This window comes from Reyranella sp., assembly GCF_004297405.1.
Taxonomy (GTDB): Bacteria; Pseudomonadota; Alphaproteobacteria; order Reyranellales; family Reyranellaceae; genus Reyranella.
The window spans coordinates 78,244-101,432 of sequence record NZ_SCVC01000033.1; the positions used below are offsets into that span (position 1 = coordinate 78,244).

Annotated in this window: 24 protein-coding genes; 10 read left to right on the plus strand and 14 right to left on the minus strand. The window is 63.8% G+C overall.

The window, feature by feature from the left end; all coding sequences use genetic code 11:
* Positions 1-35 precede the first annotated feature (35 nt).
* A complete protein-coding gene (locus EPO50_RS22100; RefSeq protein ID WP_296347545.1) occupies positions 36-1,253 on the plus strand; it encodes a CaiB/BaiF CoA-transferase family protein in 1,218 nt (405 codons plus the stop codon).
* Between the two features lie 268 nt (positions 1,254-1,521).
* A complete protein-coding gene (locus tag EPO50_RS22105) occupies positions 1,522-1,848 on the plus strand; it encodes a hypothetical protein (RefSeq protein ID WP_296347547.1) in 327 nt (108 codons plus the stop codon).
* On the opposite strand, the gene acpP is transcribed toward EPO50_RS22105, so the two are convergent.
* Positions 1,829-2,089 carry an acyl carrier protein gene (gene acpP / locus EPO50_RS22110; protein ID WP_296347549.1) on the minus strand — a complete coding sequence of 87 codons (261 nt, stop codon included), beginning with the start codon at positions 2,087-2,089 and terminating at the stop codon, positions 1,829-1,831. The genes EPO50_RS22105 and acpP overlap by 20 nt on opposite strands.
* Before the next feature lie 167 nt (positions 2,090-2,256).
* Between acpP and EPO50_RS22115 the strand changes: the two genes are divergently transcribed.
* Positions 2,257-2,844, plus strand: a complete 588-nt coding sequence (locus EPO50_RS22115) for a uracil-DNA glycosylase family protein (protein ID WP_296347552.1) — start codon at positions 2,257-2,259, stop codon at positions 2,842-2,844.
* Positions 2,845-2,856: 12 nt separating this feature from the next.
* Here EPO50_RS22115 and EPO50_RS22120 read toward each other — a convergent pair whose 3' ends face one another.
* On the minus strand, positions 2,857-3,276 hold the full coding sequence (locus EPO50_RS22120) for a RidA family protein (RefSeq protein WP_296347553.1): 420 nt from the start codon (positions 3,274-3,276) through the stop codon (positions 2,857-2,859).
* 155 nt (positions 3,277-3,431) lie between these two features.
* Between EPO50_RS22120 and EPO50_RS22125 the strand changes: the two genes are divergently transcribed.
* Positions 3,432-4,115 carry a hypothetical protein gene (locus EPO50_RS22125; RefSeq protein ID WP_296347555.1) on the plus strand — a complete coding sequence of 228 codons (684 nt, stop codon included), beginning with the start codon at positions 3,432-3,434 and terminating at the stop codon, positions 4,113-4,115.
* A 45-nt stretch (positions 4,116-4,160) separates the two neighbouring features.
* Here the strand turns inward: EPO50_RS22125 and EPO50_RS22130 are convergent, their stop codons facing one another.
* The 3 genes from EPO50_RS22130 to EPO50_RS22140 form a co-directional block, all read right to left on the minus strand.
* Positions 4,161-5,141 (minus strand): hypothetical protein, encoded by a 981-nt coding sequence (locus EPO50_RS22130; RefSeq protein WP_296347557.1) that lies wholly within the window; start codon positions 5,139-5,141, stop codon positions 4,161-4,163.
* Positions 5,142-5,192: 51 nt separating this feature from the next.
* Complete coding sequence (locus EPO50_RS22135) at positions 5,193-5,642, minus strand: hypothetical protein (protein ID WP_296347559.1); 450 nt, start codon at positions 5,640-5,642, stop codon at positions 5,193-5,195.
* Between the two features lie 79 nt (positions 5,643-5,721).
* Complete coding sequence (locus EPO50_RS22140; RefSeq protein WP_296347560.1) at positions 5,722-6,585, minus strand: amidohydrolase; 864 nt, start codon at positions 6,583-6,585, stop codon at positions 5,722-5,724.
* A gap of 200 nt (positions 6,586-6,785) precedes the next feature.
* Between EPO50_RS22140 and EPO50_RS22145 the strand changes: the two genes are divergently transcribed.
* The gene (locus EPO50_RS22145; RefSeq protein WP_296347562.1) at positions 6,786-7,532 is read left to right on the plus strand and encodes an SDR family oxidoreductase; all 747 of its coding nucleotides are present in this window, start codon (positions 6,786-6,788) and stop codon (positions 7,530-7,532) included.
* A gap of 12 nt (positions 7,533-7,544) precedes the next feature.
* Here EPO50_RS22145 and EPO50_RS22150 read toward each other — a convergent pair whose 3' ends face one another.
* The 3 genes from EPO50_RS22150 to nthA are packed head-to-tail and all read right to left on the minus strand — an operon-like array spanning position 7,545 to position 9,228.
* Entirely contained in the window at positions 7,545-7,934 is a 390-nt protein-coding gene (locus tag EPO50_RS22150) for a nitrile hydratase accessory protein (protein WP_296347564.1), read from the minus strand.
* Entirely contained in the window at positions 7,931-8,590 is a 660-nt protein-coding gene (nthB, locus tag EPO50_RS22155) for a nitrile hydratase subunit beta (protein WP_296347566.1), read from the minus strand. Before nthB ends, EPO50_RS22150 begins: the two co-directional genes overlap by 4 nt.
* Positions 8,587-9,228, minus strand: a complete 642-nt coding sequence (nthA, locus tag EPO50_RS22160) for a nitrile hydratase subunit alpha (protein WP_296347568.1) — start codon at positions 9,226-9,228, stop codon at positions 8,587-8,589. Before nthA ends, nthB begins: the two co-directional genes overlap by 4 nt.
* Before the next feature lie 128 nt (positions 9,229-9,356).
* Between nthA and EPO50_RS22165 the strand changes: the two genes are divergently transcribed.
* On the plus strand, positions 9,357-11,129 hold the full coding sequence (locus EPO50_RS22165) for an adenylate/guanylate cyclase domain-containing protein (RefSeq protein WP_296347571.1): 1,773 nt from the start codon (positions 9,357-9,359) through the stop codon (positions 11,127-11,129).
* Position 11,130: 1 nt separating this feature from the next.
* Here EPO50_RS22165 and EPO50_RS22170 read toward each other — a convergent pair whose 3' ends face one another.
* From EPO50_RS22170 to EPO50_RS22190, 5 genes are all read right to left on the minus strand, one after another.
* Complete coding sequence (locus tag EPO50_RS22170; RefSeq protein ID WP_296347573.1) at positions 11,131-12,078, minus strand: alpha/beta hydrolase; 948 nt, start codon at positions 12,076-12,078, stop codon at positions 11,131-11,133.
* A 14-nt stretch (positions 12,079-12,092) separates the two neighbouring features.
* The gene (locus EPO50_RS22175) at positions 12,093-13,124 is read right to left on the minus strand and encodes a D-cysteine desulfhydrase family protein (protein WP_296347575.1); all 1,032 of its coding nucleotides are present in this window, start codon (positions 13,122-13,124) and stop codon (positions 12,093-12,095) included.
* The gene (locus EPO50_RS22180; RefSeq protein WP_296347577.1) at positions 13,108-13,911 is read right to left on the minus strand and encodes an alpha/beta hydrolase; all 804 of its coding nucleotides are present in this window, start codon (positions 13,909-13,911) and stop codon (positions 13,108-13,110) included. The genes EPO50_RS22175 and EPO50_RS22180 overlap by 17 nt, the downstream gene beginning before the upstream one ends.
* Positions 13,912-13,928: 17 nt before the next feature.
* Positions 13,929-14,900: a tripartite tricarboxylate transporter substrate binding protein gene (locus EPO50_RS22185; protein WP_296347579.1), complete on the minus strand. Its 972-nt coding sequence runs from the start codon at positions 14,898-14,900 to the stop codon at positions 13,929-13,931.
* Positions 14,901-14,985: 85 nt separating this feature from the next.
* Positions 14,986-15,642: a glutathione S-transferase family protein gene (locus tag EPO50_RS22190; protein ID WP_296347581.1), complete on the minus strand. Its 657-nt coding sequence runs from the start codon at positions 15,640-15,642 to the stop codon at positions 14,986-14,988.
* An 82-nt stretch (positions 15,643-15,724) separates the two neighbouring features.
* Here EPO50_RS22190 and EPO50_RS22195 point away from each other — a divergent pair, with 82 nt between their 5' ends.
* Positions 15,725-16,915, plus strand: a complete 1,191-nt coding sequence (locus tag EPO50_RS22195; RefSeq protein ID WP_296347583.1) for a polyhydroxyalkanoate depolymerase — start codon at positions 15,725-15,727, stop codon at positions 16,913-16,915.
* A gap of 39 nt (positions 16,916-16,954) precedes the next feature.
* Positions 16,955-19,111 (plus strand): methylmalonyl-CoA mutase, encoded by a 2,157-nt coding sequence (gene scpA, locus EPO50_RS22200; protein WP_296347585.1) that lies wholly within the window; start codon positions 16,955-16,957, stop codon positions 19,109-19,111.
* A 108-nt stretch (positions 19,112-19,219) separates the two neighbouring features.
* Here the strand turns inward: scpA and EPO50_RS22205 are convergent, their stop codons facing one another.
* Positions 19,220-20,059: a DUF3108 domain-containing protein gene (locus EPO50_RS22205; protein WP_296347587.1), complete on the minus strand. Its 840-nt coding sequence runs from the start codon at positions 20,057-20,059 to the stop codon at positions 19,220-19,222.
* Between the two features lie 104 nt (positions 20,060-20,163).
* On the opposite strand from EPO50_RS22205, the gene EPO50_RS22210 reads away from it, so the two are divergent.
* Positions 20,164-22,032: an ABC transporter ATP-binding protein/permease gene (locus EPO50_RS22210; protein WP_296347589.1), complete on the plus strand. Its 1,869-nt coding sequence runs from the start codon at positions 20,164-20,166 to the stop codon at positions 22,030-22,032.
* A complete protein-coding gene (locus tag EPO50_RS22215; protein ID WP_296347591.1) occupies positions 22,019-23,185 on the plus strand; it encodes an MFS transporter in 1,167 nt (388 codons plus the stop codon). The genes EPO50_RS22210 and EPO50_RS22215 overlap by 14 nt, the downstream gene beginning before the upstream one ends.
* Positions 23,186-23,189 lie beyond the last annotated feature (4 nt).

Here is a 23,189-nt window from a genome sequence, read left to right on the forward strand (position 1 = left end):
GGCCATACGGGGAAGAGAGCAAGGGAGTTTCGTTCATGTCTCAATCGCCGCACGGCCCGCTGCAGGGTGTCCGGGTCGTCTCCTGTTCGACCGCGCAGGCCGGCACTGTGCCGTGGATGCTGATGGCCGATCTTGGTGCCGACGTAATCAAGATCGAGACACCCAGCGGTGGTGATTCCTCGCGGCGTATGACCGTGCTGCCGGGCATGGGCAGCACCTTCTTCGAAACCAACAATCGCGGCGTGAAGAGCGTGACGTTGAATCTCAAGTCCGCCGAGGGCCGCGCAATCCTGCACAAGCTTGCCGCGCGGGCCGATATTTTCAGCCAGAACTTCCGACCCGGCGCCGCCGAGAAGAACGGTTTCGACTGGGAAGAGCTGCGCAAGGTCAATCCGAAGCTCGTGTATGTCTCGATTTCGGGTTACGGCCCCAAGGGACCGCATGCCCATCTGCCAGGCACCGATTCGATGGCACAGGCTCTGGGCGGCATCGCCGAGGCCTACTCCATGCCCGGACAGAAGATGCTCACTGGTGTGGTTTCGGTCGCGGACGAGACCTGTGCTTTCCTGGCCTTTGGCGGGGCGCTGGCGGCGCTCACCTATGCGCGCACCACGGGCATCGGCCAGAAGATCGATCTGTCGCTGTTGGGTGGCCAGATTCGGTTGATGGGCTGGACACTCACGACCGCGATGTGGCGCAATCAGGATCCCATCACCGGCCAGGCGCGTATCACGGGGACAGTGGAGCGGCCCGGCATCAGCGCCAGCTTCAATGATCGCGACGGCAAGCCGCTGGTTTTTCAGCTCGTCGGTCCGGAAGACTGGCAGGATGCAATGACATCGCTCGGCTTCTATGATCGGCTGAAGGCCGCAGGTTTCGAGAAGCTCGGCATCATCATTGAAGATGTCGGCAAGCGTGCCGAATTGCTTGCGTTGCTCGATGATCTCTTTGCCACTGGCACGCGTGAGGATTGGGTGGCGAGGCTGCGCGGTGCCGACATCGTTTCCGCACCGATCAACACGCTGCTCGAGGCGTCGAACGATCCCGACGCCGTCGCCAATGGTTATGTCACCCATGTCGTGCATCCCAAGCATGGCCGCCTCAAGGTGCATGGCACGCCGTGGCAGTTCTCCGAGACGCCGGCCAAGCCTGGCATTGCGCCGGAATTGGGCGAGCACAACGATGCGGTGCTGGGCGAGCTGGGTTACAGCGCAGCCGAACTCGCTGATCTGCGAGCCCGGAAAATCATCTGACGAGGATCGAGTCGCCACCTATCTTTTTAGAATGCATCGCAAGCATATATGCATTGCTTGTGAGGTCTGCGCGCACATCCCCCAGATGGGGGATGTGTGAGGGAGAAGGATCTGGTCTTCGTCAGCGACCGGCAGGTCTGCATTCACAAAGAGGGCCGTCCGCATTTATCTCTACGGTATTGTGTCCTATGATTGATCTGAGGAGACCGAAGCGTTGCCGAGTCGTATCGTCCTCCGTCGAAGACCTGCGCAGCTAGGAGAGTAGCCCATGCCTCCAGATGGTCCGCACGGTGCGCTACCTGAACCCGCCTTCGCCACCGAAGCGCTTACGATCAATAGCCTGCAGCATGCCGTCGAAGCCCGACAGGGTTGTGCGGCTCGATTCGTCGAGTCGGTTGTCGTCTGGGAATTGCTGAAGGGAGAGATCGTCGAGGAGCGGATCGTCCATGTGTTCGATCTCTCCGGACATCCCGAGGCGATGACGGCCTACGCTTGGCGGTCGCCGTCCGAACGACGCTCGAACATCGTGTTGCGCCAGGGCGAGATCGCTGGCCCTGATGACGCCGTAAGAGCAGTTATTTTTGCACGCCGCTAGGCTTGTCGGCTCGATTGTGAGTCGCGAGAAAGGCGACGACATCGCCGACGGTCTCGAACTTCTCTGCAGCCGCATCGGGAATTTCGACGTCGAACTCATCTTCCAGCGACATGATCGTCTCGACGACGTCGATGCTGGTGACTCCCAGTTCATCCATCCGGGCGGCCTCGGTGATCTTTTCGGCGTCGATCTGGAATTTCGCCGCCATGACGCGGCTGACCCGCTCCGACACTGTGTCCATGGTCTATCCTCCTGCTCGGAAGGGCAACGCTGTCACCCTGCCGGCTGATCCTTATCTGGTGCTACGCTACCTGCGTGGCAACATCAAACCCTTGAACTTCCGGGCGGGATCGTCCACGTCACCCTTCGCCGAAACATTCGTACCCCACATCGGCTATTCTGGTTGAAATGGTCGATACTGTCCCGTCTTTGTTGCGCAGTATTCGCGCCTGCACGATCTGTGCGCAGGCTTTGGAGAATGGTCCGAATCCCGTCGTCCAGTTCGCCAAAAATTCGCGCCTGATCATTGTCGGGCAGGCACCAGGGGCAAAAGTGCACGAAAGCGGAGTGCCCTGGCAGGATGCGAGCGGCGATCGGTTGCGCGACTGGACGGGCCTCAGCGCCGCCGAATTCTACGATCCGCAGAAGGTTGCACTCGTGCCGATGGGCTTTTGCTATCCCGGCAAGGGCAAGAGCGGTGATCTTCCGCCGCGCCCTGAATGCGCACCGCAATGGCACGACCGCGTCCTTGATCTTCTGGTCGAGAAGCGGCTCGTCCTGTTGGTCGGCAGCTACGCCCAGGCGCGCTATCTCACCAAGATCAAGGGCAGGCAAAACCTCACCGAGGCGGTGAGGGATTTCAGATCGCACGGGCCATCGGTCTTTCCATTGCCGCATCCTTCATGGCGCAGCGGCATCTGGATGACGCGCAATCCCTGGTTCGAAGCGGAAGTGCTGCCGCCTCTACGCAAGGCCGTGCGTGCGGCCTTGCGCTGACCTCGGCCACTCCTACGGCAGGATCGCGTCGGCTTCGATCTCGACCTTGGCGTTCGGATCGATCAGTGCCGATATCTGCACGAGGGTCATCGCCGGGAAGTGTTTGCCGAGCGTTGCAGCCCAGGCTTCGCCAACCGCCTTGCCGGCGGCGTTGAACTCCGCAATGTCGGTGACGTAAGCGCGTAACGCCACCAGATGACGCGGCTCACCGCCTGCGGCCTTCAATACGGTGACGACATTGCCGAGCGCCAGTCGCCACTGCGTGCCGGCATCGGTTCCCTGCGGAATATGCGCCTGTCCCGGCTCTTTGCCGATCTGTCCCGCGATGCGCACGCTCTTCGTTCCAGCAGCGACGACAGCATGCGAGAAGCCGCGCGGCCGCGGCCAGCCTTCCGGCAGGATCGACGCGTAGGCGATGTCCGACGTACTCATGATCTCGTTTCCTCCAAAGGGGGTATGTGTCGCTCGCAAATGCAGAAGCAGTTTATGAACGATGAGTTCTTCGGGGCAAACTGCGTCATTTCACACAAGGATCTTGACGTAGTTGCTTGAAAGAGGTGATCTTCAACCAAGTGGGGGGAGATCTAATGAAAGTTCTACTTGTAGCAGTATCATTGATACTGATGGGCGCCTGCGCGCCAATGCAACAGATAGAGCGGGTTCCCGAAGTAGACCCGAAGATGGCCGAGTCGTTCGCACAAACAAAGTCGTTTGTATATGAGCGAGCCATCGTGCGCGGCGAGCGTGGTGAAGGGGTGGTGACGGTGCAGGGAGGCCTAGCCTGTGTGCCGCACGCCCAAGGACACGCGCAGTCGGAACAGTATGCTGCAACGAATCAGGCTTTTGAAAACGCCTTTCAGGAGGAGTTTGCGCGAGCCGGCTACCGGATTGCCAGGACGGTCGGCGGCGGTGATCTGTTCACGGACAAGAAGGATATTGCGGCCGATTTCCGTATCGCCGGTGTCGTAACCAAGCTGAAGATGAACGTCTGTTTCCCCATGGCCGGGTTCGGCAACTTTACCACCGGCAAGGGGGAGGCGAGCCTGACGGTCGAATGGCAAGTCTATTCCAACGCAACGAAGAGCGTCGTCTATACCAGCGTGCAAAAGGGCTATGCGATCATCAGTAGTAGCATGGCCGGCCCAGTCAATGAGCTGTGGCGCGAGGCCTTTGCAAGAGCGGTGCGGGGGCTGCTAGCCGATGAAGGCTTCGTCGCCATCGCAAATGGTGCGACCGTAACACCCATCGTGAATGCCAAGCCAAGTAGCTGAGCGGTCGAGAACGCCGATCGGCTCGCTCCGCGATGGCGCGATCAATCACTTGTAGCCGCACGCCTCTGCGCTGGTGCGCACTACCCGCCATGTCGTGCCGTCGCTCCAACAGCCGTCGTGCCATGCGCCCGTGAGGCTCTTGCCGTCGGATTCCTTCAGCGTGCCCATGCCTTCGGGCTTGCCACGGTAAAATTCGCCGTCATAGACCGCGCCGTTCGGCAGTTTCAGCGTGCCGCGGCCATGTTCCTCGCCGTCGCGGAAGTCGCCCTCGTAGCGTTCGCCGTTGGCATAGGTCGCGATGCCCCTGCGGTTCAATTTGAGATCGTTAAACCATCCTTCGAAGCGCGTGCCGTCGGGTCGGGTGAGTACGCCGCGGCCGAACGGAAATTGACCCTGGTAGCGGCTGCCGTCGCCGAGTGTGGCGACGGTGAGGGCGATGAGCTGGCCTTGGCGGTAGACACCGTCGACGCGCAATTGGCCGTTATTGTAGGTCATCACGCCAGGCCCGTCGTACTCGCCGTCCTTGAAGGTACCCTCGTAACGATCGCCGTTGGCATAGGTGGCAACGCCACGGCCGTTGTAGTCACCGTTCCTCATCTCGCCGGTATAGGTATCGCCGGTCGCATAGCGCCAGCTTCCTTGGCCTTCGGCCCAGCCGTTGCGGAACATACCTTCGTAGCGATCGTCGTCGGCGGTGATCCAAATGCCATGCCCTTCCATCCGGCCGTTCTTCAACTCGCCTTCGTAGCGATCTGTCGGTTGGCCGTCCTTGAACCACTGCAGCACGCCCGGCCCCTGTGCCGTGCCACCCGGGCAGGCGCCTTCCCAGCGGATCGCTTCCTTGCCCTCGGGAGTGGGATTCCACACGCGGCAACGCGTCCCCGAGTCGGCGATCCACGCTCCCTGAGGCGGTGGTGGTGACGGTGCTGGCTGCGAGGGTGGTGGCGGCTCCTGTGTCTGGACCTGCGCCTCAGCCACCGTGCCAACCAAAACCATCGCAACCCCGATGACAATCGACGGACGCATGCCGGATGATTGGCGGCCGGCGCGGGCGTTTCAAGAGCCTCGACTTGCCGTCTACTTCCGTTGCACCAGCTCCCGCGCTTTCGCCAATCGGTCGAGGCAACTGTCTTCACGGCCGCGCTCGGCTTCGGCTCGGGCGGCGAACAGTAGTGCCTGCAAGGTTGTCCGGTCGGACGCGCCCTCCCTGTTCCCGTCCTTCGTGCCGGGGGACGTCCCTGGCGCAGGCGATGGTGTGACATCAGGCATCGTCGGCATGCGAGTGTCCGTGCTCGGTGGCGGCGCGATGACCGACCGATCCTCCGTCTGCGGCGGCGTGATCACGCCGCCTGAACGCCCGAGTTCCTGCGTGGTCGTGCCGGGGCCTCGGTTCGGGACACCGCGGTCTGGCGTTGCGACCGGCGGGTCGGTCGCGATGCCATGGCGTTCGGCGAGCTGGCGCACCTGGTCTAAGCAGCTCTCGGCCGCCGCCGCGTCGGGCCACAGCACGAGCAAAGCGAGGCTCACGAAAAGAAGGCGAGCGGTCGTGGAAGAGGGCCGGTGCATGCCGAACCAACGACACGACGCAGCGATGGGTTGCGCTATGTCAGAAGCCGTACAGTCGCGCCGGATTGTCGACCAGGATCTTCTTGCGCACCGCTTCGTCCGGCACACACCGGAAGAACAGCCGCAGCAAGTCGTCTTCCTGCGGGATCTCAGCCGGTGAATGGCCGACATGAGGCCAGTCACTGCCCCAGACCAGACGGTCGGGATTGGCCGCCACCAGCGCCTGCATGAAGGAGGCCGTATCGTCGAACGACGCTCCCTTGCCTGAGCCCTGGCGCGTGTTGCGATCGGCGCCCGAGAGCTTGCACCAGTAACGTCCCGTCTTCAGCTTTTCGCAGAAGTCGCGGAAACCCGGATAGTCGACACCCTTGTCGGCCATCGTGCGACCCATGTGGTCGATCACGAAGTCGAAGGGCAACTTCTCCAGATCCGGCGCCAGCGCTTGAAGGTCGCCGGTCTCGATCCAGAGCTGGACATGCCAGCCGCGCTCTGCCAACCGCGGCGCCAGCGGCTGCAGATCGTCCAGGCTCATCCCGCCGGACGACACGGCCTTGCCGTCCTGTCGTAGAAGATTGATCCGCACGCCGCGAAACCCGGCATCGGTCAGCTCGTCGAGCCGCCGGTCGGTCACGTCGGGCTTCAGCAGCGCCACGCCGCGCAGCCGATCCGGATGGCGCTTCAGCGCATCGAGCGTCACGTCATTATCGGCGCCTGCCGCCAGCGCATGGACGATGACGCCCTTCGCGATGCCCATCGAATCCCAGAGAGCCAGGAGCGTCTCGACAGGCGTTTCGCGCGCCGGCGCGAACTTGCCCTCGCGCACCGGCGGAAAGCGATCGAAAGGGCCGTAGACGTGGACATGACAATCGCAGGCGCCGTCCGGCAGGCCCAATCCCTTTTCCATGACGCATCACTCCAACACGAACGTTCCTGCTCTCGGGGAGAAGGAGGTGACGAAAGAATAGGCGACGGCAGTTCGAGCGTCCTCTCCCGCCCCATAGCGGCCATCGCCAGGCGATGCGATCGTCGACGGATGGCGTGAGTCTCGCCGCGAGTTCGGGTTAGCTAGCGAAACGACGCATCCATCTGAAGGAAGTGATATCAATGAAGATCGATTTTACGGGCAAGAAGGCCATCATCTGCGGCGGCAGCCGGGGCATCGGCCGCGCGATCGCGCTGGGCTTTGCTGCTTGCGGTGGCGAGGTATCGATTTGCGCCCGCGATCCCAAGGCCCTGGAGGAGACCCGCGCCGAGATCGCCAAGCACGGCCACAAGGCCCATGCCGCGAGCGCCGACCTCTCGAAAGGCGATGTGGTACGCGGCTACGTGCGCGACGCCGTTGCCGCTCTGGGTGGCGTCGACTTCCTGGTCAACAACGCCTCGGCCTTCGGCTCGTCGGATGATGACCACGGCTGGACGAGCAATCTGGCGGTGGACATGCTGTCGATCGTCCATGCGACGCAGGAAGCGCTGCCCTCTCTCAAGAAGGGGCAGGGCAGCGTGCTGAACATCTCATCCATCGCCGCACACCATCCCGCGGGACGCCAGCCGCCCTACGGCGCCATCAAGGCGGCGGTCATCCACTACACCGTCACCCAGGCGGCGATGTATGCGGCCGACCGTGTCCGTGTGAACTGCATCGCGCCTGGCTCGATCGACTTTCCGGGCGGCGTGTGGGATCGCCGCAAGACGGACAATCCGAAACTCTACAATGGCACCCTGGCGTCGATTCCCTTCGGCCGCTTCGGCACGCCGGAGGAGGTGGCGAACGTCGCCTTGTTCCTGGCTTCGCCGCATGCCTCGTGGGTGACCGGCCAGACGATTGCCGTTGCTGGCGGGCAGGGACTCTAGAAGGCGGTCGCCTCAGCGAAAATCCTCGGGCCGCAGTTCGATCGCCTGCCCGTGCGGCGTGCGATCGGCTGCGTGATCCCAAGCATGGATATACCGGTCGAGCGTATCGGAAGACGCAATACCTTTGAGCGCAACCACGCGCTCGAGGGTCGCGAGCCAGTGCCTGTAATAGGTGCTGCCATCGTCCGGATCGCCCACTGCGCGAGCCTTCTGGATTTCCTCGCCCAGCAAGGTCGCCCAATCCGACCAGGTGAAGACGCCACGTTGATGCAGGGTGAGCGCCATCGCGAAGGCCTGTGCCTGCCATGGCTCTTCGAACACTGGCGCCTCGCCCTCGCAAGGGACTCCTGGAACAATATCCAGCGCGGCGCGGATAGCGTCGGCCTTCGCGTCTTCCGTCACGCCGCCTCCAGATAGGGCTCGAAGGCTTCGATCGAGACGCGCACCGTCGGATCGGCATCGGGTCCCCACAGTTCCGCTCCCTCGAACGTCACCGTGTAGAGCCATTCCGGCCTTTCGACTCCTTCGGCAACAGTGGCGTCGGGAAATACATGGCAGCCCTGGATGCGCTCGATCGTACCTGTGTGACCACGCGCGAAGCGCGGCAGGCGCGTGTGCGAGACCGGATGGATGTTCTTCGTCCGCACGCGCGCGCCGACCTGGAATCGAGCCGCCGCCGTTGCCGGACGGCTGTAGCTCCGGCGCACGAGCAGTCCGTCCACTTCGGCGGCTGTGGCGCTCTTCTTCTTGAGCGGCCGTCCCGCTCCCGACGCATGCCCTGAAGCGAGCTCGTCCTCCGTGACGAGGCCCCTCGCGAGGCAGAGCCTCTCCAGCCGCAGCATCCATTTCCTATAGTAGGAAGAGGTAAGATAGACCGCGGGTGGCAAGGTCTCGATCCAGTAGCGGCCGACATCGATATTCCATTCGCCGGTCGCGCCCATGATGCGGTTCAGTGCCAATGCCCGGCCCTCCCACGCATTATGAAACGGTGGTTCCGAGGGCGGGGCTTTAACCTTGCCGAACCCATCCATGCCGCCCAGGTCGTGAATGCCGTTCATGCGCCAACCTCGCTCGCCGGCTTTGCCAATCCAGTGCCGATCATCGAATCCCGCGTGACTAACGAGGCGAGCCGTTCCTCGCTCCAGCCCTCAGTGCCCTCAGGGCGCATCGGCAGCACGATGAAGCGCGTCTCCGCCGTCGAATCCCAGACTCGGATCGTCTTGTCGGCGGGCAGGGTCACGCCGAAATCGGCAAGCACGGCGCGCGGCTCTTTCACGGTGCGCGCCCGATAGGGCGTCGACTTGTACCAGGCGGGTGGCAGCCCCAGCACGTCCCACGGGTAACAGGAGCAGAGCGTGCAGACGATCATGTTGTGCGTCGAGGATGTGTTCTCCACCGCGATCAGGTGATCGCCCACCTTCTGTTCCAGCCCCAGCATTTCGATCGCCCGGCTCGCGTCGGCGAGCAGTGCCTGCTTGAAGGCTGGATCCGCCCAGGCGCGGGCGACGACCCGCGCGCCGATATGCGGGCCGATCCGCGTCTCGTACGCCTCGACGATCCGGTCGAGGGCTTCGGGATCGACATAGCCCTTCTCGGTCAGCACCGTCTCCAGCGCTCGTACGCGCAGCTGCATCTCGGAAAGCTCCGAGCTGTGATCGTGATGGTGATCGTCGTGTGGTTCGTGTTTGTCTGGCATGACCGTCATCATTGCGCTTTTTCAGACGCAAGTGTACCGCGTCATGAGCAAGGCGGAACCACTTGAATTCACCCGCTTGTGATCCCGCGCGAGGCATCCGGGAGCGGGCCTGCTACAGTACAACGGTCATGCGCCGCACCTGGACCTGGAGTTTCGACCTGCCACCCCACGAACTGTGGCCGGTGCTGGCCGACACCAGCCGGTTCAACGAGGCGATGGGGTTGCCGCCTTACACGTTAGAAGAGACGCCACAGCCCAACGGCACCGTCCTGCGTCGTGGCCGCGGCAAGGCGGCAGGCTTCACCCTGGAATGGGAGGAGAAGCCCTATGAGTGGATCGCCGACCAGCATTTCCGTCAGTCGCGCATCTTCTCCAAGGGACCGTTCCGCCGCTTCGGGCCGGTGTTCGATCTCGAGGCGGACGGCAAGGGCGGCAGTAAGGTCAGCTATTCCCTCGAATGGGAACCGCTCAGTCTGACCGGCCGCTTGTTCGGTTCGCGGCTGGCCGAGCAGGCGGGCGGCGCAGTGGGCAGACGTATCGTCGAGGCTGTCGGGTTTCTGCGCGGCGAGCGGCTGACGCCCTTCGAACTGCCGCCGCCTTCGTTGCCGCATGGCGCCCAAGAGCGGGCCGAGGCACTGGCCGTCGAGATCGACCGCAACCCTTACGGCAACAACCTCGGTCGCGTGCTGGCCGCCACGGTGTTGGGCGGCATGGCGAGCGACCTCTCGCATCTCAAGCCCAAGCGGCTGGCGCGCCAACTCGGTGTGTCGCCACGCGTTGCGATCGAGGCTTGCCTTGCTGCGGTACGTGCCGGGCTGCTGACGATGAAGTGGGATCTACTCTGCACCAATTGCCGCGGCCCCAAGCTCAGCGCGTCGGCGCTTTCCGAGCTGCCGCGCGGCGCGCATTGTCCATCCTGCAACATCGACTACGACCGCGACTTCGAAAAGAACGTCGAGCTCTCCTTCGCGCCAGCCGCGGCAGTACGACCGCTGATGGCCGGCGATTTCTGCCTGAGCGGCCCGATGTCGACACCGCATGTCGTGGCGCAGGTGCTGCTGGCGCCCGGGGAGCGACGCACCATCGAAGCGACACTGCCGGCCGGCCGCTATCGCTTGCGCACGCTCCATCCTGGTGGTGGTGTCGACATCGACCACGAAGGCGGTGCAGCCTTCCCCGGTCTGCGCGTCACGGCTTCGGGTGTGGAAGCGCTACCCTCACCGGACGTGGGCAAGATCGAGTTCGTGAACGATGCCGGCTTCGAGCTGGCAGCGTTGATCGAAGATCGTACCTGGACACGCGAGGTGTTGACGGCACCCGAGGTGATTTCGCTGCAGGCCTTCCGTGATCTCTTTGCCGCCGCAACACTTCGCCCCGGCGACGAGGCAGGTGTCAGCCAGGTGGCGCTGCTGTTCACCGATCTGCAGGGATCGACTGCGCTCTACGAGCGAGTCGGCGATGCGCAGGCTTACAATATGGTGCGCGAGCACTTCGCGCTGCTGGCCGCCATCGTACGCGATCACGACGGGGCGGTGGTGAAGACCATTGGTGATGCGGTCATGGCCTCGTTCGGTGATCCTGCCGATGCGGTGAGGGCAGCGCTCGCCATGCAGGTAAAGCTTTCGGCCGACACTGAGTTCATTCTCAAGGTCGGCGTCCATGTCGGTCCGAGCGTCGTGGTGACCTTGAACGACCGGCTGGACTACTTCGGCTCGACCGTGAACATGGCCGCCCGTCTGCAGGGCCAAAGCCGAGGCGGCGATATCGTCCTGAGCCGGACCGTCGCTGACGATCCAGCCGTGCAGGCTGTGTTGGCCGACGTGTCGACGCAGGCCGAAGAGGTGAAGCTGAAGGGCTTCGACCAGCCCGTCGGCTTCCTGCGGTTGCAGCCTTCTTCCTAGCTTACGCGCCGAAGTGGGCTGCCATCACGGCGGCCGCCTCGTCGTTGGCCTTCAGGCCCTGCTTCAGGAAGCGGGTGAGCGAGAAGAAGCCGTGGATGGTGCCGGGATAGTTAACGTAGGTCGTCTTCACGCCGGCATCGATCAAACGGTCGGCATAGGCGCGGCCCTCGTCGCGCAACGGGTCAAAGCCTGCGGTCAGAACGAAGGCCGGTGGCAAGCCCTTGAAGTCTTTGGCCAGGAGGGGCGAGAGCCGCAGGTCGGAGAGATCGGTGCCATTCGGCACATAGGCCTTCCAGAACCAGTCCATCAGCGAGCCGGACAGGAAGTAGCCTTCGGCGAAGGCCGTGCGCGACGCACTCTGCTTGCTGGAGTCGGTCGCGGGATAGATGAGCATCTGAAAGGCAGGCATTTGCTCACCGGCGTCGCGGCACGCCTGGCAGACCACAGCCGCGACCGCGCCGCCCGCCGAATCGCCGCCAACGGCGAGGCGCGCGGGATCGGCTTCGAAGGCTGCGGCCTTGTCTCTGATATGGCGGAAGGCCGCGAGACCGTCATCCAGCGGTGCAGGGAAGGGGTGTTCGGGCGACAGGCGGTAGTCGATCGAGATCACCTGACAGCGACTCTTGTTGGCGAGCCTCCGGCAGGTCGAGTCGTGCGTCTCGATGTTGCCAATCACGAAGCCACCGCCGTGATAGTAGATCAGGGTAGGCAGCGGGCCGGGCATGGCGCCGAGCGGACGGTAGCGGCGGAACCGGATCTCGCCGCCGGGGCTCGGCAAGGTGCCGTCGATCGTGGCAGCGACTTCCGGCGGATCGGCTTCACTGTCCTCCGACATTTTGTCGACGGCCGCGCGGCCGATGGCATGCGGCAAGCTCTCCAGCTTGGGTCGTCCAGCCTTGTTGGCCTGATCCATCAGGTCGAGCAGGGCGCGGGCTTCTTGGTCGAGCATATGAATCTCCGAAGTCAGTCGAACAGATGATGGTAGGCGAACAAGGCGGGAGCGCCGCCGGTATGGACGAACACGATATCCTTATCTGCAGTCCAGCGGCTGGCCTGGATCAGTGAGATCAAACCGGCGAGTCCCTTGCCTGAATAAACGGGGTCGAGGACCAGCGCTTCGAGGCGGGCACCGAGGCGGATCGCCTCGATCGTCGCGGCGTGCGGCACGCCATAGGCGGGCCCGGCCAGGCCGGCGACCAATTCGACATCCTCGGCGATGAAGGGTTGCTCCAACAGGTCAGCGGCCCCTTGGCCGAAGCGCAACACGTCAGCGCGAACGCGCTCGGGCTCCGCGTCGATGTCGATGCCGACCACCTTCGTGTCGGGCAGACAGGCGCGCGCGCCAACGACCAGTCCGGCCTGGGTCGCAGCGCTGCCCGAGCAATGAACGATGGCATGCGGCGTGAAGCCAAGTGCGGCGGCTTGGGCAGCGATCTCCGCTACCGTCGAGGCGTAGGCGACAGCACCCAGCGGGCTGGAGACTCCGTAGGGCACGACATAGGGCTTGCGGCCCTGAGCGCGGAGCCTTTCCGCGAGATCGCCAATCGCGCCGTTGCGATCGCCGTTCCAGGGCACGTCGTGCAAAGTGGCGCCGAACAGTTTGTTGAGCAGCGCATTGCCGGTCTTGCCGTAGTCGGACGAGGGCGGCGCGAGCCGGCCGTGATAGACCGTGAGATGGCAGTCGAGACCGAGACGTGCCGCGGCCGCCGCGACCTGCCGCTGGCTGTTCGATTGCACGACGCCACCTGACACTAGCGTATCGGCGCCGGCTTCGATCGCTTCGCTCAGGACATAGTCGAGCTTGCGCAGCTTGTTGCCGCCGAGCCCAACGCCGGTGCAATCCTCGCGCTTCACCCAGAGCCGCGGGCACGATCCATCCTTTGCGAGATGCGCCGTGAGCTGCTTCATCGGCTCGAGCGGCGTCGGCAGATGCGCGAGGCCGAGCCGCGGAAAGCAGGCCAGCCGGTTAGTCAGGCGTTCAATGGAAGAAAGCATGCGCGTGTCCGGCGACCTCTTTAGCGCGCTCCCAGCTCATGCAGAAGCGACCAGCGGAAACGATCTCGATCCGTGCATGCGGGCATTTCGCCTGCAGGAGGGCGCGATGACGGCCATAGATGAAGTGCTCGCCGTAGAGCATCAGGGTCGGACAGCGGAGGGCCGCCATCCCGTTGAGCGTGTCGAACTTCGCCAGGGCCTGCATCGCCTGCCAGCGGTCGCGCCCGATCTCGAACTGGGCGGTGTTGATGCGGTCCATCCAGGATTGCGAGGGCTGCATCGGTGCATGCTCGGGGTCGTTCTGCAGCAGGAACTCGATGCTGCGCGGTGCTGGGAAGCCAGTGGCATCGGTGGGCCGGACCTTGGCGATGTCGGCGATGTCCCGTGTCGCGGTGTCGGCATCCGTGAAATAGGGTGTGTTCACCAGCGCGACCTTGTCGATGCGCCGCGGCCAGCCGGCGCCCAGCGCAATCGAGACGGCGGCCCCCACGGCCTCGCCCAGAGCAAAGGCACGCTCGATGCCGAGCGAGTCCATCGTTTCGATGACGGCACGCGCATAGTCCTCGATGCGCGGTTGCCAGTCGATATGGTCGGAGTGGCCGTGGCTGGGATAGTCGATGGCCACCGCACGGAAGTGTTGGCCCAGCGCCTGCAACAGCTCGATCATCAGCGCCGAGCTTTGCTGATTGATGTGGCTCACCATGACGACGGGACCGCTGCCGCAGGCCCGCCAATGGATATGGCCGGCGAAGGTCTTCGCCAGGCCGCGTTCAATTGGCAATGTCATGGAAGAATGGTCGCGCTCTACTCGAGTTTCACGTTGGCGAGCTTGATCACCTCGGCCCATTTGGCCGTCTCGGCCCTGAGATAGGCAGCAAGCTCGGCGGGCGTCCCGCCGACAGCAACGCCGCCGACCGCGGCATACGCATCGGCCACTTCCTTGCTGCGCAAGGTGGCGACCGCCGCATCATGGATCTTCTGTCGCGCGGCCAGGCTCGATTCGCCCGGAGCAACCAGAGCGTACCAGTTGTCGGAGTTGACCCTCGGCAGGCCGAGTTCGCGCATGGTCGGTACGTCGGGCAGCAGGGCAGCACGGGTATCGGAGCTGACGGCCAACGGCTTCACCGCGCCGGAACGGATATGCGGCAGCAGCACCGGCACGTCGAGCAGGGCGCAGTCGACGGTGCCGGCGATCAGGTCATTGGTGGCGGGTGCCGCCCCACGATAGGGCACGTGCAACAGGTCGATGCCGGCCTCGCGTTTCAGAAGCTCGGTGGCGAGATGGGTGATGCCGCCGGTGCCGGCAGATCCATAGGTCAGCTTGCCGGGATTGGCCTTGGCGCGGGCGACGAAGCCTTTGAAATCAGTGATGCCGAGCTTGGTGCTCACCACCAGCACTTCCTGCACGCGCACCACCAGGGTGACCGGCGCGATGTCCTTCATCGGGTCGTAGGGCATCTTGGGCATCAGGCTCTGCATGATGGCACCGGCGCTCGCGCTCATCAGGCCGAGCACGTGCGGATCGGTGACGGCCTTGGCCACGAAATCGATGCCGGTGACACCTGCCGCGCCGCTCTTGTTCTCGACCACGACCGATTGGCCCAAGCGCTGGCTCATACCCTGTGCCAGAGGCCGGCCGAACGTGTCGGCGGGTCCGCCGGCCGGAAAGGGCACGACGAGAGTGAGTGGTTTGCTGGGAAAGGGCTGTTGCGCGGCCGCCCCCAACGCCGGAAACGCCGCAAGCCCCGCGACAATGCCGCGGCGGGTGATGGTCATCGTTTCCTCCACCTTCGTTGACCGAAGTCTGCGCCTAGCCTTGCAGATTCTGCAATGCCTTTACGGCGCGCGGAGGACTGGCATCCTAGAACTCGACGTCGAGTTCCTCGACCTCCTCGGGCTCGGCCTTCGCGGCCGCCGTCCATTCGAGCATCGCCGGAAATTTCAGCATCAGGTCGCGATATCCTGCCGACGCAGGGTCAAGCTTCACGTCGTAGGTGGCGAACCGCGTGCACACCGGTGCGTACATGGCATCGGCCATGGTCGGCGTCTTGCCGAAGAGATAGGGCCCGCCATAGCGCTGCAGGCAGTCGCGCCAGATCGTCGTCACGCGCTCGATATCGGCCTGGGCGCCGGCCCAGACCTTGAAGCCCTGATGGCGAACCTTGAGGTTCATCGGCAGTGCCGAGCGCAGGTTGGCGAAGCCCGAATGCATCTCGCCGCAAATGGCCCGGCAATGTGCCCGCGCCACGGGATCCTTCGGCAGTAGGCCAGCCTGCGGCTTGATCTCGGCCAGATACTCGCCGATCGCCAGCGTGTCCCAGACCTTGACCGGCCCGTGATCGAGGCAAGGCACGAGGAAGGAAGGGGAGAGCAACAGCAACTCGGCTCGGGTCGCAGGGTCGTCGAGGGGCGCCACGCGCTCGTCGAAATCCAAGCCGGCCATGCGGCAAAGAAGAAAGCCGCGCAGCGACCAAGAGGAATAGTTCTTGCTACTGACGGTGAGCGAGGCCTCTGCCATGGACGCTATCCCTCCCATTCGATGGGTCGTCTGTGTCTTAGGTGCCTAGCAAAGATGCAAATTCCGAGCCGGTCGCCCCCTCATGCTCTATGCGATGTATCAGACCGCTGCCGATATGATGATGCCGCTCCGAGCCTGGTCAGCCGCGGCGGGTAATATCAATCCGGTAACCTGGCGCTCGACCGGAGCATTCTACGAGATGCTGAGCCGGGCCGGCCTCAGCCATCGCCGGCCGTCATTCGGCATACCGGAGGTCAAGGTCGGCCAGCAGATGGTCCCGGTCTGCGAGGAAGAAGTTCTGGCGACACCCTTCGGGACTCTGCTGCGTTTCGCCAAGGAAGGCGTGCCGCCGCAGCCTAAGGTGCTGGTCGTCGCGCCGCTGTCCGGCCATTTCGCGACCCTGCTGCGCGACACGGTGCGCGTGCTCTTGCCGGAACACGACGTGCACATCACCGATTGGGCAAATGCCCGCGATGTCGGCATCTGGCATGGCCCTTTCGGCTTCGATGAATATATCGAGCATCTGATCACCTTCCTGGAGGCGATGGGGCCTGGGGCACATGTCGTTGCCGTCTGCCAGCCCTGTGTGCAGGCGCTGGCCGCCGCCGCGATCATGGCGGAGGACGACAATCCTGCGCAGCCGGCCAGCCTGACCCTGATGGCAGGGCCGGTGGATACGCGGGTGAATCCCACCAAGGTCAACGAGCTGGCCACAGGACGGTCGATTGCCTGGTTCGAGCAGAACCTAATTGCCAGGGTGCCGTTGCGTTATCCCGGCGCAGCGCGGCGCGTTTACCCCGGGTTCGTGCAACTCACCGCCTTCATGAGCATGAACCCCGAGCGGCACGTCAAAGCTCAGGTCGATCTCTACAAGGCGATGGCGAACGGCGAGCATGAGCAGGCCGCCACCATCAAGGCATTCTACGACGAGTATTTCGCGGTGCTCGATCTGACGGCCGAGTTTTATCTCGAAACTGTACAGCGTGTGTTTCAGGAGCATCTGCTTGCACGCGGCCTGCTGGAGTGGAACGGCCGCCGGGTCGATCCCAAGGCGATCCGTCGCACCGCGCTCTTTACGGTCGAGGGCGAGCGCGACGATATCTGTGCCATCGGCCAGACGGTCGCGGCACACGACCTCTGTTCCAGTCTGCGGCCCTACCGCAAGAAGCACTACATGCAGGCCGGCGTGGGCCACTATGGCGTGTTCAGCGGCCGCCGCTGGGCCGGTCAGATCTACCCCTTGGTGCGAAACACGATTTTGGCTAACGAATAGCGGTCTTTTCTGGCCAGAAATCCGCAGTACATTGGGGGTATGACCGACTTTCCGAAGAAGACTACCGCCGACTGGGAAAAGCTCGCCGCCAAGGAGCTGCGCGACCGCCCGCTCGACGACCTGACCTGGATGACTCCCGAAGGTATCGCGGTAAAGCCGCTCTACACGGCGGCCGACCTGGAGCAGCTTGAGACTCTAGGCACGCTGCCGGGTTTCCCGCCCTTCACCCGCGGGCCCAAGGCGACGATGTATGCCGGTCGTCCGTGGACGGTCCGCCAGTACGCCGGTTTCTCGACGGCCGAGGAGAGCAACAAGTTCTACCGCGCCAACCTGGCAGCAGGTCAGATGGGCCTGTCGGTGGCCTTCGATCTCGCCACCCACCGTGGCTATGATTCGGATCATCCGAGGGTCGTGGGTGATGTCGGCAAGGCTGGCGTCGCGATCGACTCCGTCGAGGACATGAAGATCCTGTTCGACGGCATCCCGCTCGACAAGATGAGTGTATCGATGACCATGAACGGCGCCGTCCTGCCGGTGCTGGCAGGCTACATCGTGGCGGCCGAGGAGCAGGGTGTGCCGCAGGACAAGCTCGCGGGCACGATCCAGAACGACATCCTCAAAGAGTTCATGGTCCGGAACACCTATATCTATCCGCCCGGACCCTCCATGCGCATCGTGGCCGATATCATCGAGCACACCGCGAAGCACATGCCCAAGTTCAACTCGATCTCGATCTCCGGCTATCACATGCAGGAAGCGGGCTCGACGCTGGTCCAGGAACTCGCCTTCACTCTGGCCGACGGCCTCGAGTATGTGCGTGCCGCCAAGGCCAAGGGGCTCGACATCGACGCCTTCGCGCCTCGCCTGTCTTTCTTCTTCTGCATCGGCATGAACTTCTTCATGGAAGTGGCGAAGCTGCGCGCCGCGCGCTTCCTGTGGGCCGAACTGGTCAAGCCGTTCGAGCCCAAGAAGGCCGATTCGCTGTCGCTGCGCACCCACTGCCAGACCTCGGGCGTGTCGCTGACCGAGAAGGATCCGTACAACAACGTGATCCGCACTGCCTACGAGGCGATGGCTGCAGTCTTCGGTGGCACGCAGTCGCTGCACACCAATTCCTTCGATGAAGCGATCGCGCTGCCGACTCCGACCTCGGCGCGCATCGCGCGCAACACCCAGCTCATCCTCCAGCACGAGACTGGCGTCACCAAGGTCGTCGATCCGCTGGCTGGCAGCTATTACGTCGAGTCCCTGACCGCCAGCCTGATCGCCGAGGCGCGCAAGCTGATTGCCGAAGTCGAGGCGCTGGGCGGCATGACCAAGGCGGTCGAAGCCGGTATGCCCAAGATGCGCATCGAGGAAGCAGCTGCCCGCAAGCAGGCGCGCATCGACCGCGGCGAGGAGATCGTGGTCGGCGTCAACAAGTTCCAGCTCAAGGAAGAGCCGGCCATCGAGATCCTCGACGTCGACAATGACGTCGTGCGTGAGTCGCAGGTGAGCCGCCTGAACAAGATTCGCGAAACCCGCGACGAAGCGAAGTGCGTCGCCGCGTTGAAGGCGCTGGGTGATGCCGCACGCAATGGCACGGGCAACCTGCTGACGCTTTCGATCGAGGCGACGCGGGCACGCGCTACGGTGGGCGAGATTTCGTCCGCGCTCGAAGGTGTCTATGGCCGCTATCAGGCCACCATCCGCTCCATTTCCGGCGTCTATGCCGGCGAGTGGGAAGGCGATGTGGGCCTGGAGCGCATCCGCACGGATATCTCTGCCTTCGCCGAGGAGGAGGGCCGGCGTCCCCGCCTGATGGTCGTGAAGATGGGCCAGGACGGCCACGATCGCGGCGCCAAGGTGATCGCCACGGCTTTTGCCGATCTCGGTTTCGACGTCGATATCGGCCCGCTGTTCCAGACGCCGGAAGAAGCGGCGCGGGCCGCCATCGAGAACGACGTGCATGTGATCGGCGTGTCGAGCCAGGCGGCCGGCCACAAGACCCTGGTACCGCAGCTCATCGAGGAGCTCGCCAAGCAGGGCGGCCAGGACGTGATGGTTGTGGTGGGCGGCGTCATTCCTGCGCAGGACTACGACTTCCTGAAGAAGGCGGGTGTCGCGGCGATCTACGGGCCGGGTACCAACATTCCCGCCGCTGCCGCCGAAATCCTGTCGATCCTCCGCAAACGCGACCAGAGGCGCGCGGCCTAAGGTGCACTTTTCTTGGTGAGTATCTGATCGTCGTAAATTGAAGGTGTCATCCCAAGCGAAGCGAGGGGTGACACCGTTTTTGTGACCAAGTTGGCTGACTGCGTCATCCTAGCGCCGCATCGCCTGGCTTTCTTCGGGTGTCAGCGGCCGTTCGCGGAAGGAGAGCGTCCTGCCGCGCAGGGTGCCGAAGCCAGTGTGGGCCTCCATTTTGACCGGGTAGCGAATCTGGGTCTGGTCCATACGCGCCAGCCAGATCTTGATCGGCCGCTCGCGCTCAGTCTCCGCTTCCTTCGGGGCGTCGTAGAATTCGCCGGCAACGCGCTTCGTGTAGATCTCGCAGACCAGCAGGTCACCCTGCACGCCCGGAACGTCCGAGGTGGCGCCGGACTCGGTGCCGACCTTCTTGAGAATGACGTCGATGCGCCGCTTGCCGTCGTTGCTCGGTATCGTGCGGTCGCAGGCGCCGTCGCCGGCGAAGCCGACGCTCAGCGCTGCTGACAGGGGATCGAGCGAGCCGCGCTTCTGCTCGTCGGAGATCGATTGCTGCGGTGTGGGCTTCCACTCCGGATTGTGGGACTCCGACATTGTGTTGCCGGCATACTGCGCAATCCAGGTTCGCGGCTTGTCGCCGACGATGATCGAGAGTGAGCCGGCACTGGGTCGGGCTCCGGCGGCCGTGAAGCCACCCCAGGCGCGGTTGCGGCCGTCATAATGGATGGTGACTGCCCGCAGCAGCCCTTCCTTGAAGGTGCGGGTCTCGACATCGTAGTTCGCGCCGTTGAAGCGCGCCGTCAGATCGATGCGAAACCCGGAGAGGCCGGCAAAGGTGATTTCATAGGAGATATCGACCTGGCGGGCTTCCTGTGCCGCTCCCGGTGTGCCTAGGGTGAGACCGCCCGTGACACCCATGCTCAAAGCAACCGTCAGCAAGGCCTTACGAAATCTCATGAAATCCCTTTCCAAAGGGGGCTTACTTCAGGTGTCCCAGCACGATAGAAGGCCGGCGACCCCTGCGCCACAAAGACTGTACGTCCAATAAGGCAAATTTGGTCATGTCGCCGTCCGATAACGAAAGTGTTCCCAAGGTGAGCGCCTCGCATACCTGGGGGGTCATGGCCATTCTTGGTCGCCATTTGTGGCCGAAGGGTGAAAAGACCCTGCGACTGCGTGTGGTCATCGCCCTGGCGATGCTGGTCCTCGCCAAGGTCGTCGCGGTCTACGTCCCGCTTCTCTACAAGCAGGCGGTCGACGCGCTGGGGTCGACGGCGGCGCAGGCTGTCGCTGTGCCGGTTGTGCTTATCCTGGCCTATGGCGGGGCGCGCGTGCTCTCGCAGGCCTTCGGCGAAATCCGCGACGCGGTGTTTGCGCCCGTCTCGCAGCGCGCGATCCGCAATCTCGCGCTGGAGGTCTTCGACCATCTGCATGCCCTGTCGCTGCGCTATCACCTGGAGCGACAGACCGGCGGGTTGAGTCGCGTCATCGAGCGCGGCACCCAGGGCATGGAATTCCTGATCCGCTTCACGACCTTCAACATCCTGCCGACGCTGCTCGAGATTGCGCTGGTCGGCGGCATTCTGTGGAGCCTCTACGACTGGCGCTTCTCGGTCATCACGCTTGTAGTCATCGGCGGCTACATCGTGTTCTCGATCATGCTCTCGGAATGGCGCATCAAGTTCGTGCGGCGCATGAACGATGCCGATACCGAGGCCAACGCCAAGGCGATCGACAGCTTGCTGAACTACGAGACGGTGAAGTATTTCGGCAACGAAGCGCATGAGGCGCGCCGTTTCGATGTCGGCCGTCGCCGCTACGAGGTCGCGGCCATCCACTCCAGCCGAACCCTGTCGCTGCTCAACATCGGCCAGGGCACCATCATCTCGATTGGTCTGGTCGCCGTCATGGTGATGGCAGGCTCAGGCGTCGTGCAGGGAACGATGACGATCGGTGACTTCGTTGCCGTGAACACGTTCCTCATCCAGCTCTATATGCCGCTCAACATGCTGGGTTTCGCCTACCGCGAAATCCGAAATGCGCTGGTCAACATGGAGAAGATGTTCGGCCTGCTTGAGGTGCCGGCCGAGATCGCCGACCGGCCGGGCGCACCGGCACTCAAGGTGGGTGGCGGCGAAATCGTGTTCGATCACGTCGATTTCCATTACGAGCCAGCGCGGCCGATCCTGCACGACGTCAGCTTCCGCGTGCCGGCAGGCAATACGGTGGCGATCGTGGGCTCGAGTGGCGCCGGCAAGTCGACCGTGTCGCGTATCCTGTTCCGCTTCTACGATGTGGCCTCAGGCAGCGTGCGCATCGACGGCCAGGATATTCGTGCGGTGACCCAGTCGAGCCTGCGCGCGGCCATCGGCGTGGTGCCGCAGGATACCGTCCTGTTCAACGACACGATCTACTACAACATCGCCTACGGTCGGCCCGGTGCGACGCGCGAGGAGGTTGAACAGGCCGCGCGCCTGGCCCGCATTCACGATTTCATCATGGCGTTGCCCCAGGGCTATGAGGCAACGGTCGGCGAGCGCGGCCTGAAGCTTTCGGGCGGTGAAAAGCAGCGCGTGGCGATTGCCCGCACGATTCTGAAGAACCCGGCGATCCTGCTGTTCGACGAGGCGACCAGCGCCCTTGATACGCGCACCGAGCAGGAAATCCAGCGCTCGCTGGAGGAGGTGAGCCGCGGCCGTACGACGGTGGTCATCGCACACCGGCTCTCGACCATCATCAATGCCGACGAGATCATCGTGCTCGATCGCGGCCGGGTCGTCGAACGTGGACATCATGCCGATCTGCTGGCCTTGAACGGCGCCTATGCCGAGATGTGGCGCCGTCAGCAGGAAGCCGCGGCCGAGGCCGAACGTCAGGTCGAGGAACCGCCATCGCTCCGTTCGGAAGGTCATTTGCGTGTCGCGGAGTAACGTAGCGACCACGAGCGCAGCCAGCCCTTGGCGGCCGCTGCTGCCGATCTATCTGGCTTGCCTCGCCTTCGGTATCCAGGTTGGCACATCCATGCCACTGGTGCCGCTGGCGCTGGACCAGCAGGGTGTCGACAAGTGGGTGATTGGCGTCGTCGGCGCCGCCTGGGGCGTCGGCATGATTGCTACCACGCCGTTCGTGCCGTCCCTTGTTGCAAGGCTAGGGGCAGTGCCACTGATCTGCGGATCGGCGGTCATCAGCGCCACGCTGTCGGTGGCTTTCGCGTTCACCGAGGGTGTGCCGTTATGGTTCACACTCACCCTCCTGCAGGGTGTGGTCGGTGGCGTTCCCTGGGTCGTGAGCGAGATCTGGATCAATCTCGTGGTCGACGAGAAACGCCGTGGTCGCGCCATGGCGGTCTACGCGACCCTGATCGCCGTCGGTATGGCGCTCGGCCCGCTGATCCTGCAGTTCGTCGGACTTTACGGACCGCGGCCCTTCCTCGTGGCTGCCGGCATCATGCTCGTCGTCATTCTGCCGCTGCTGCCGGCGTGGAAGTCCGCGCCACCCGTGCACCTGGACGAGAATAGTGGCATGTGGCGGGTCATACGGGCCGCGCCGGTTGCCATGCTAGCGGCCTTCGCCTGCGGGCTGGGCGAGCAGGTCGCCTTCAGCTTCCTCCCGATCTTCGCTGTCGAGGCGAATGTGTCGGCCGAAACCGGTGCGCTGTGGTTGTCGGCGTTCGTCATCGGAAACATCGCGCTGCAGTGGCCGATCGGCTGGGCCGCCGACGAGCTCGATCGCCGTTCCGTGCTGGCTGCCTGCGCATTGGCGAGTGCCGTGCTGGTGGCGTCGATCGGTTTCATCGATCCGCAGTCGTACGGCATCCTGGGCGTGCTGGTCCTGTGGGGCGGCATTTCCTTTGGCATCTACACCGTCGGCCTGGCGCTGCTGGGACAGCATTTCAGCGGCGGTGATATTGCCCGTGCCAATGCTGCTTTCACGATCATGTACACAGTGGCAGGGCTGGTCGGCCGGCCGATTGCTGGCGGCGCCATGGACGTGATGGGCCGCTCCGGCATGACCTTCACGGTGATGTTCTTCTACGCGCTGGCAGGCGTGGCTGCCTTGCTGGCAATGCGCCGTCGCGGCTGATAAA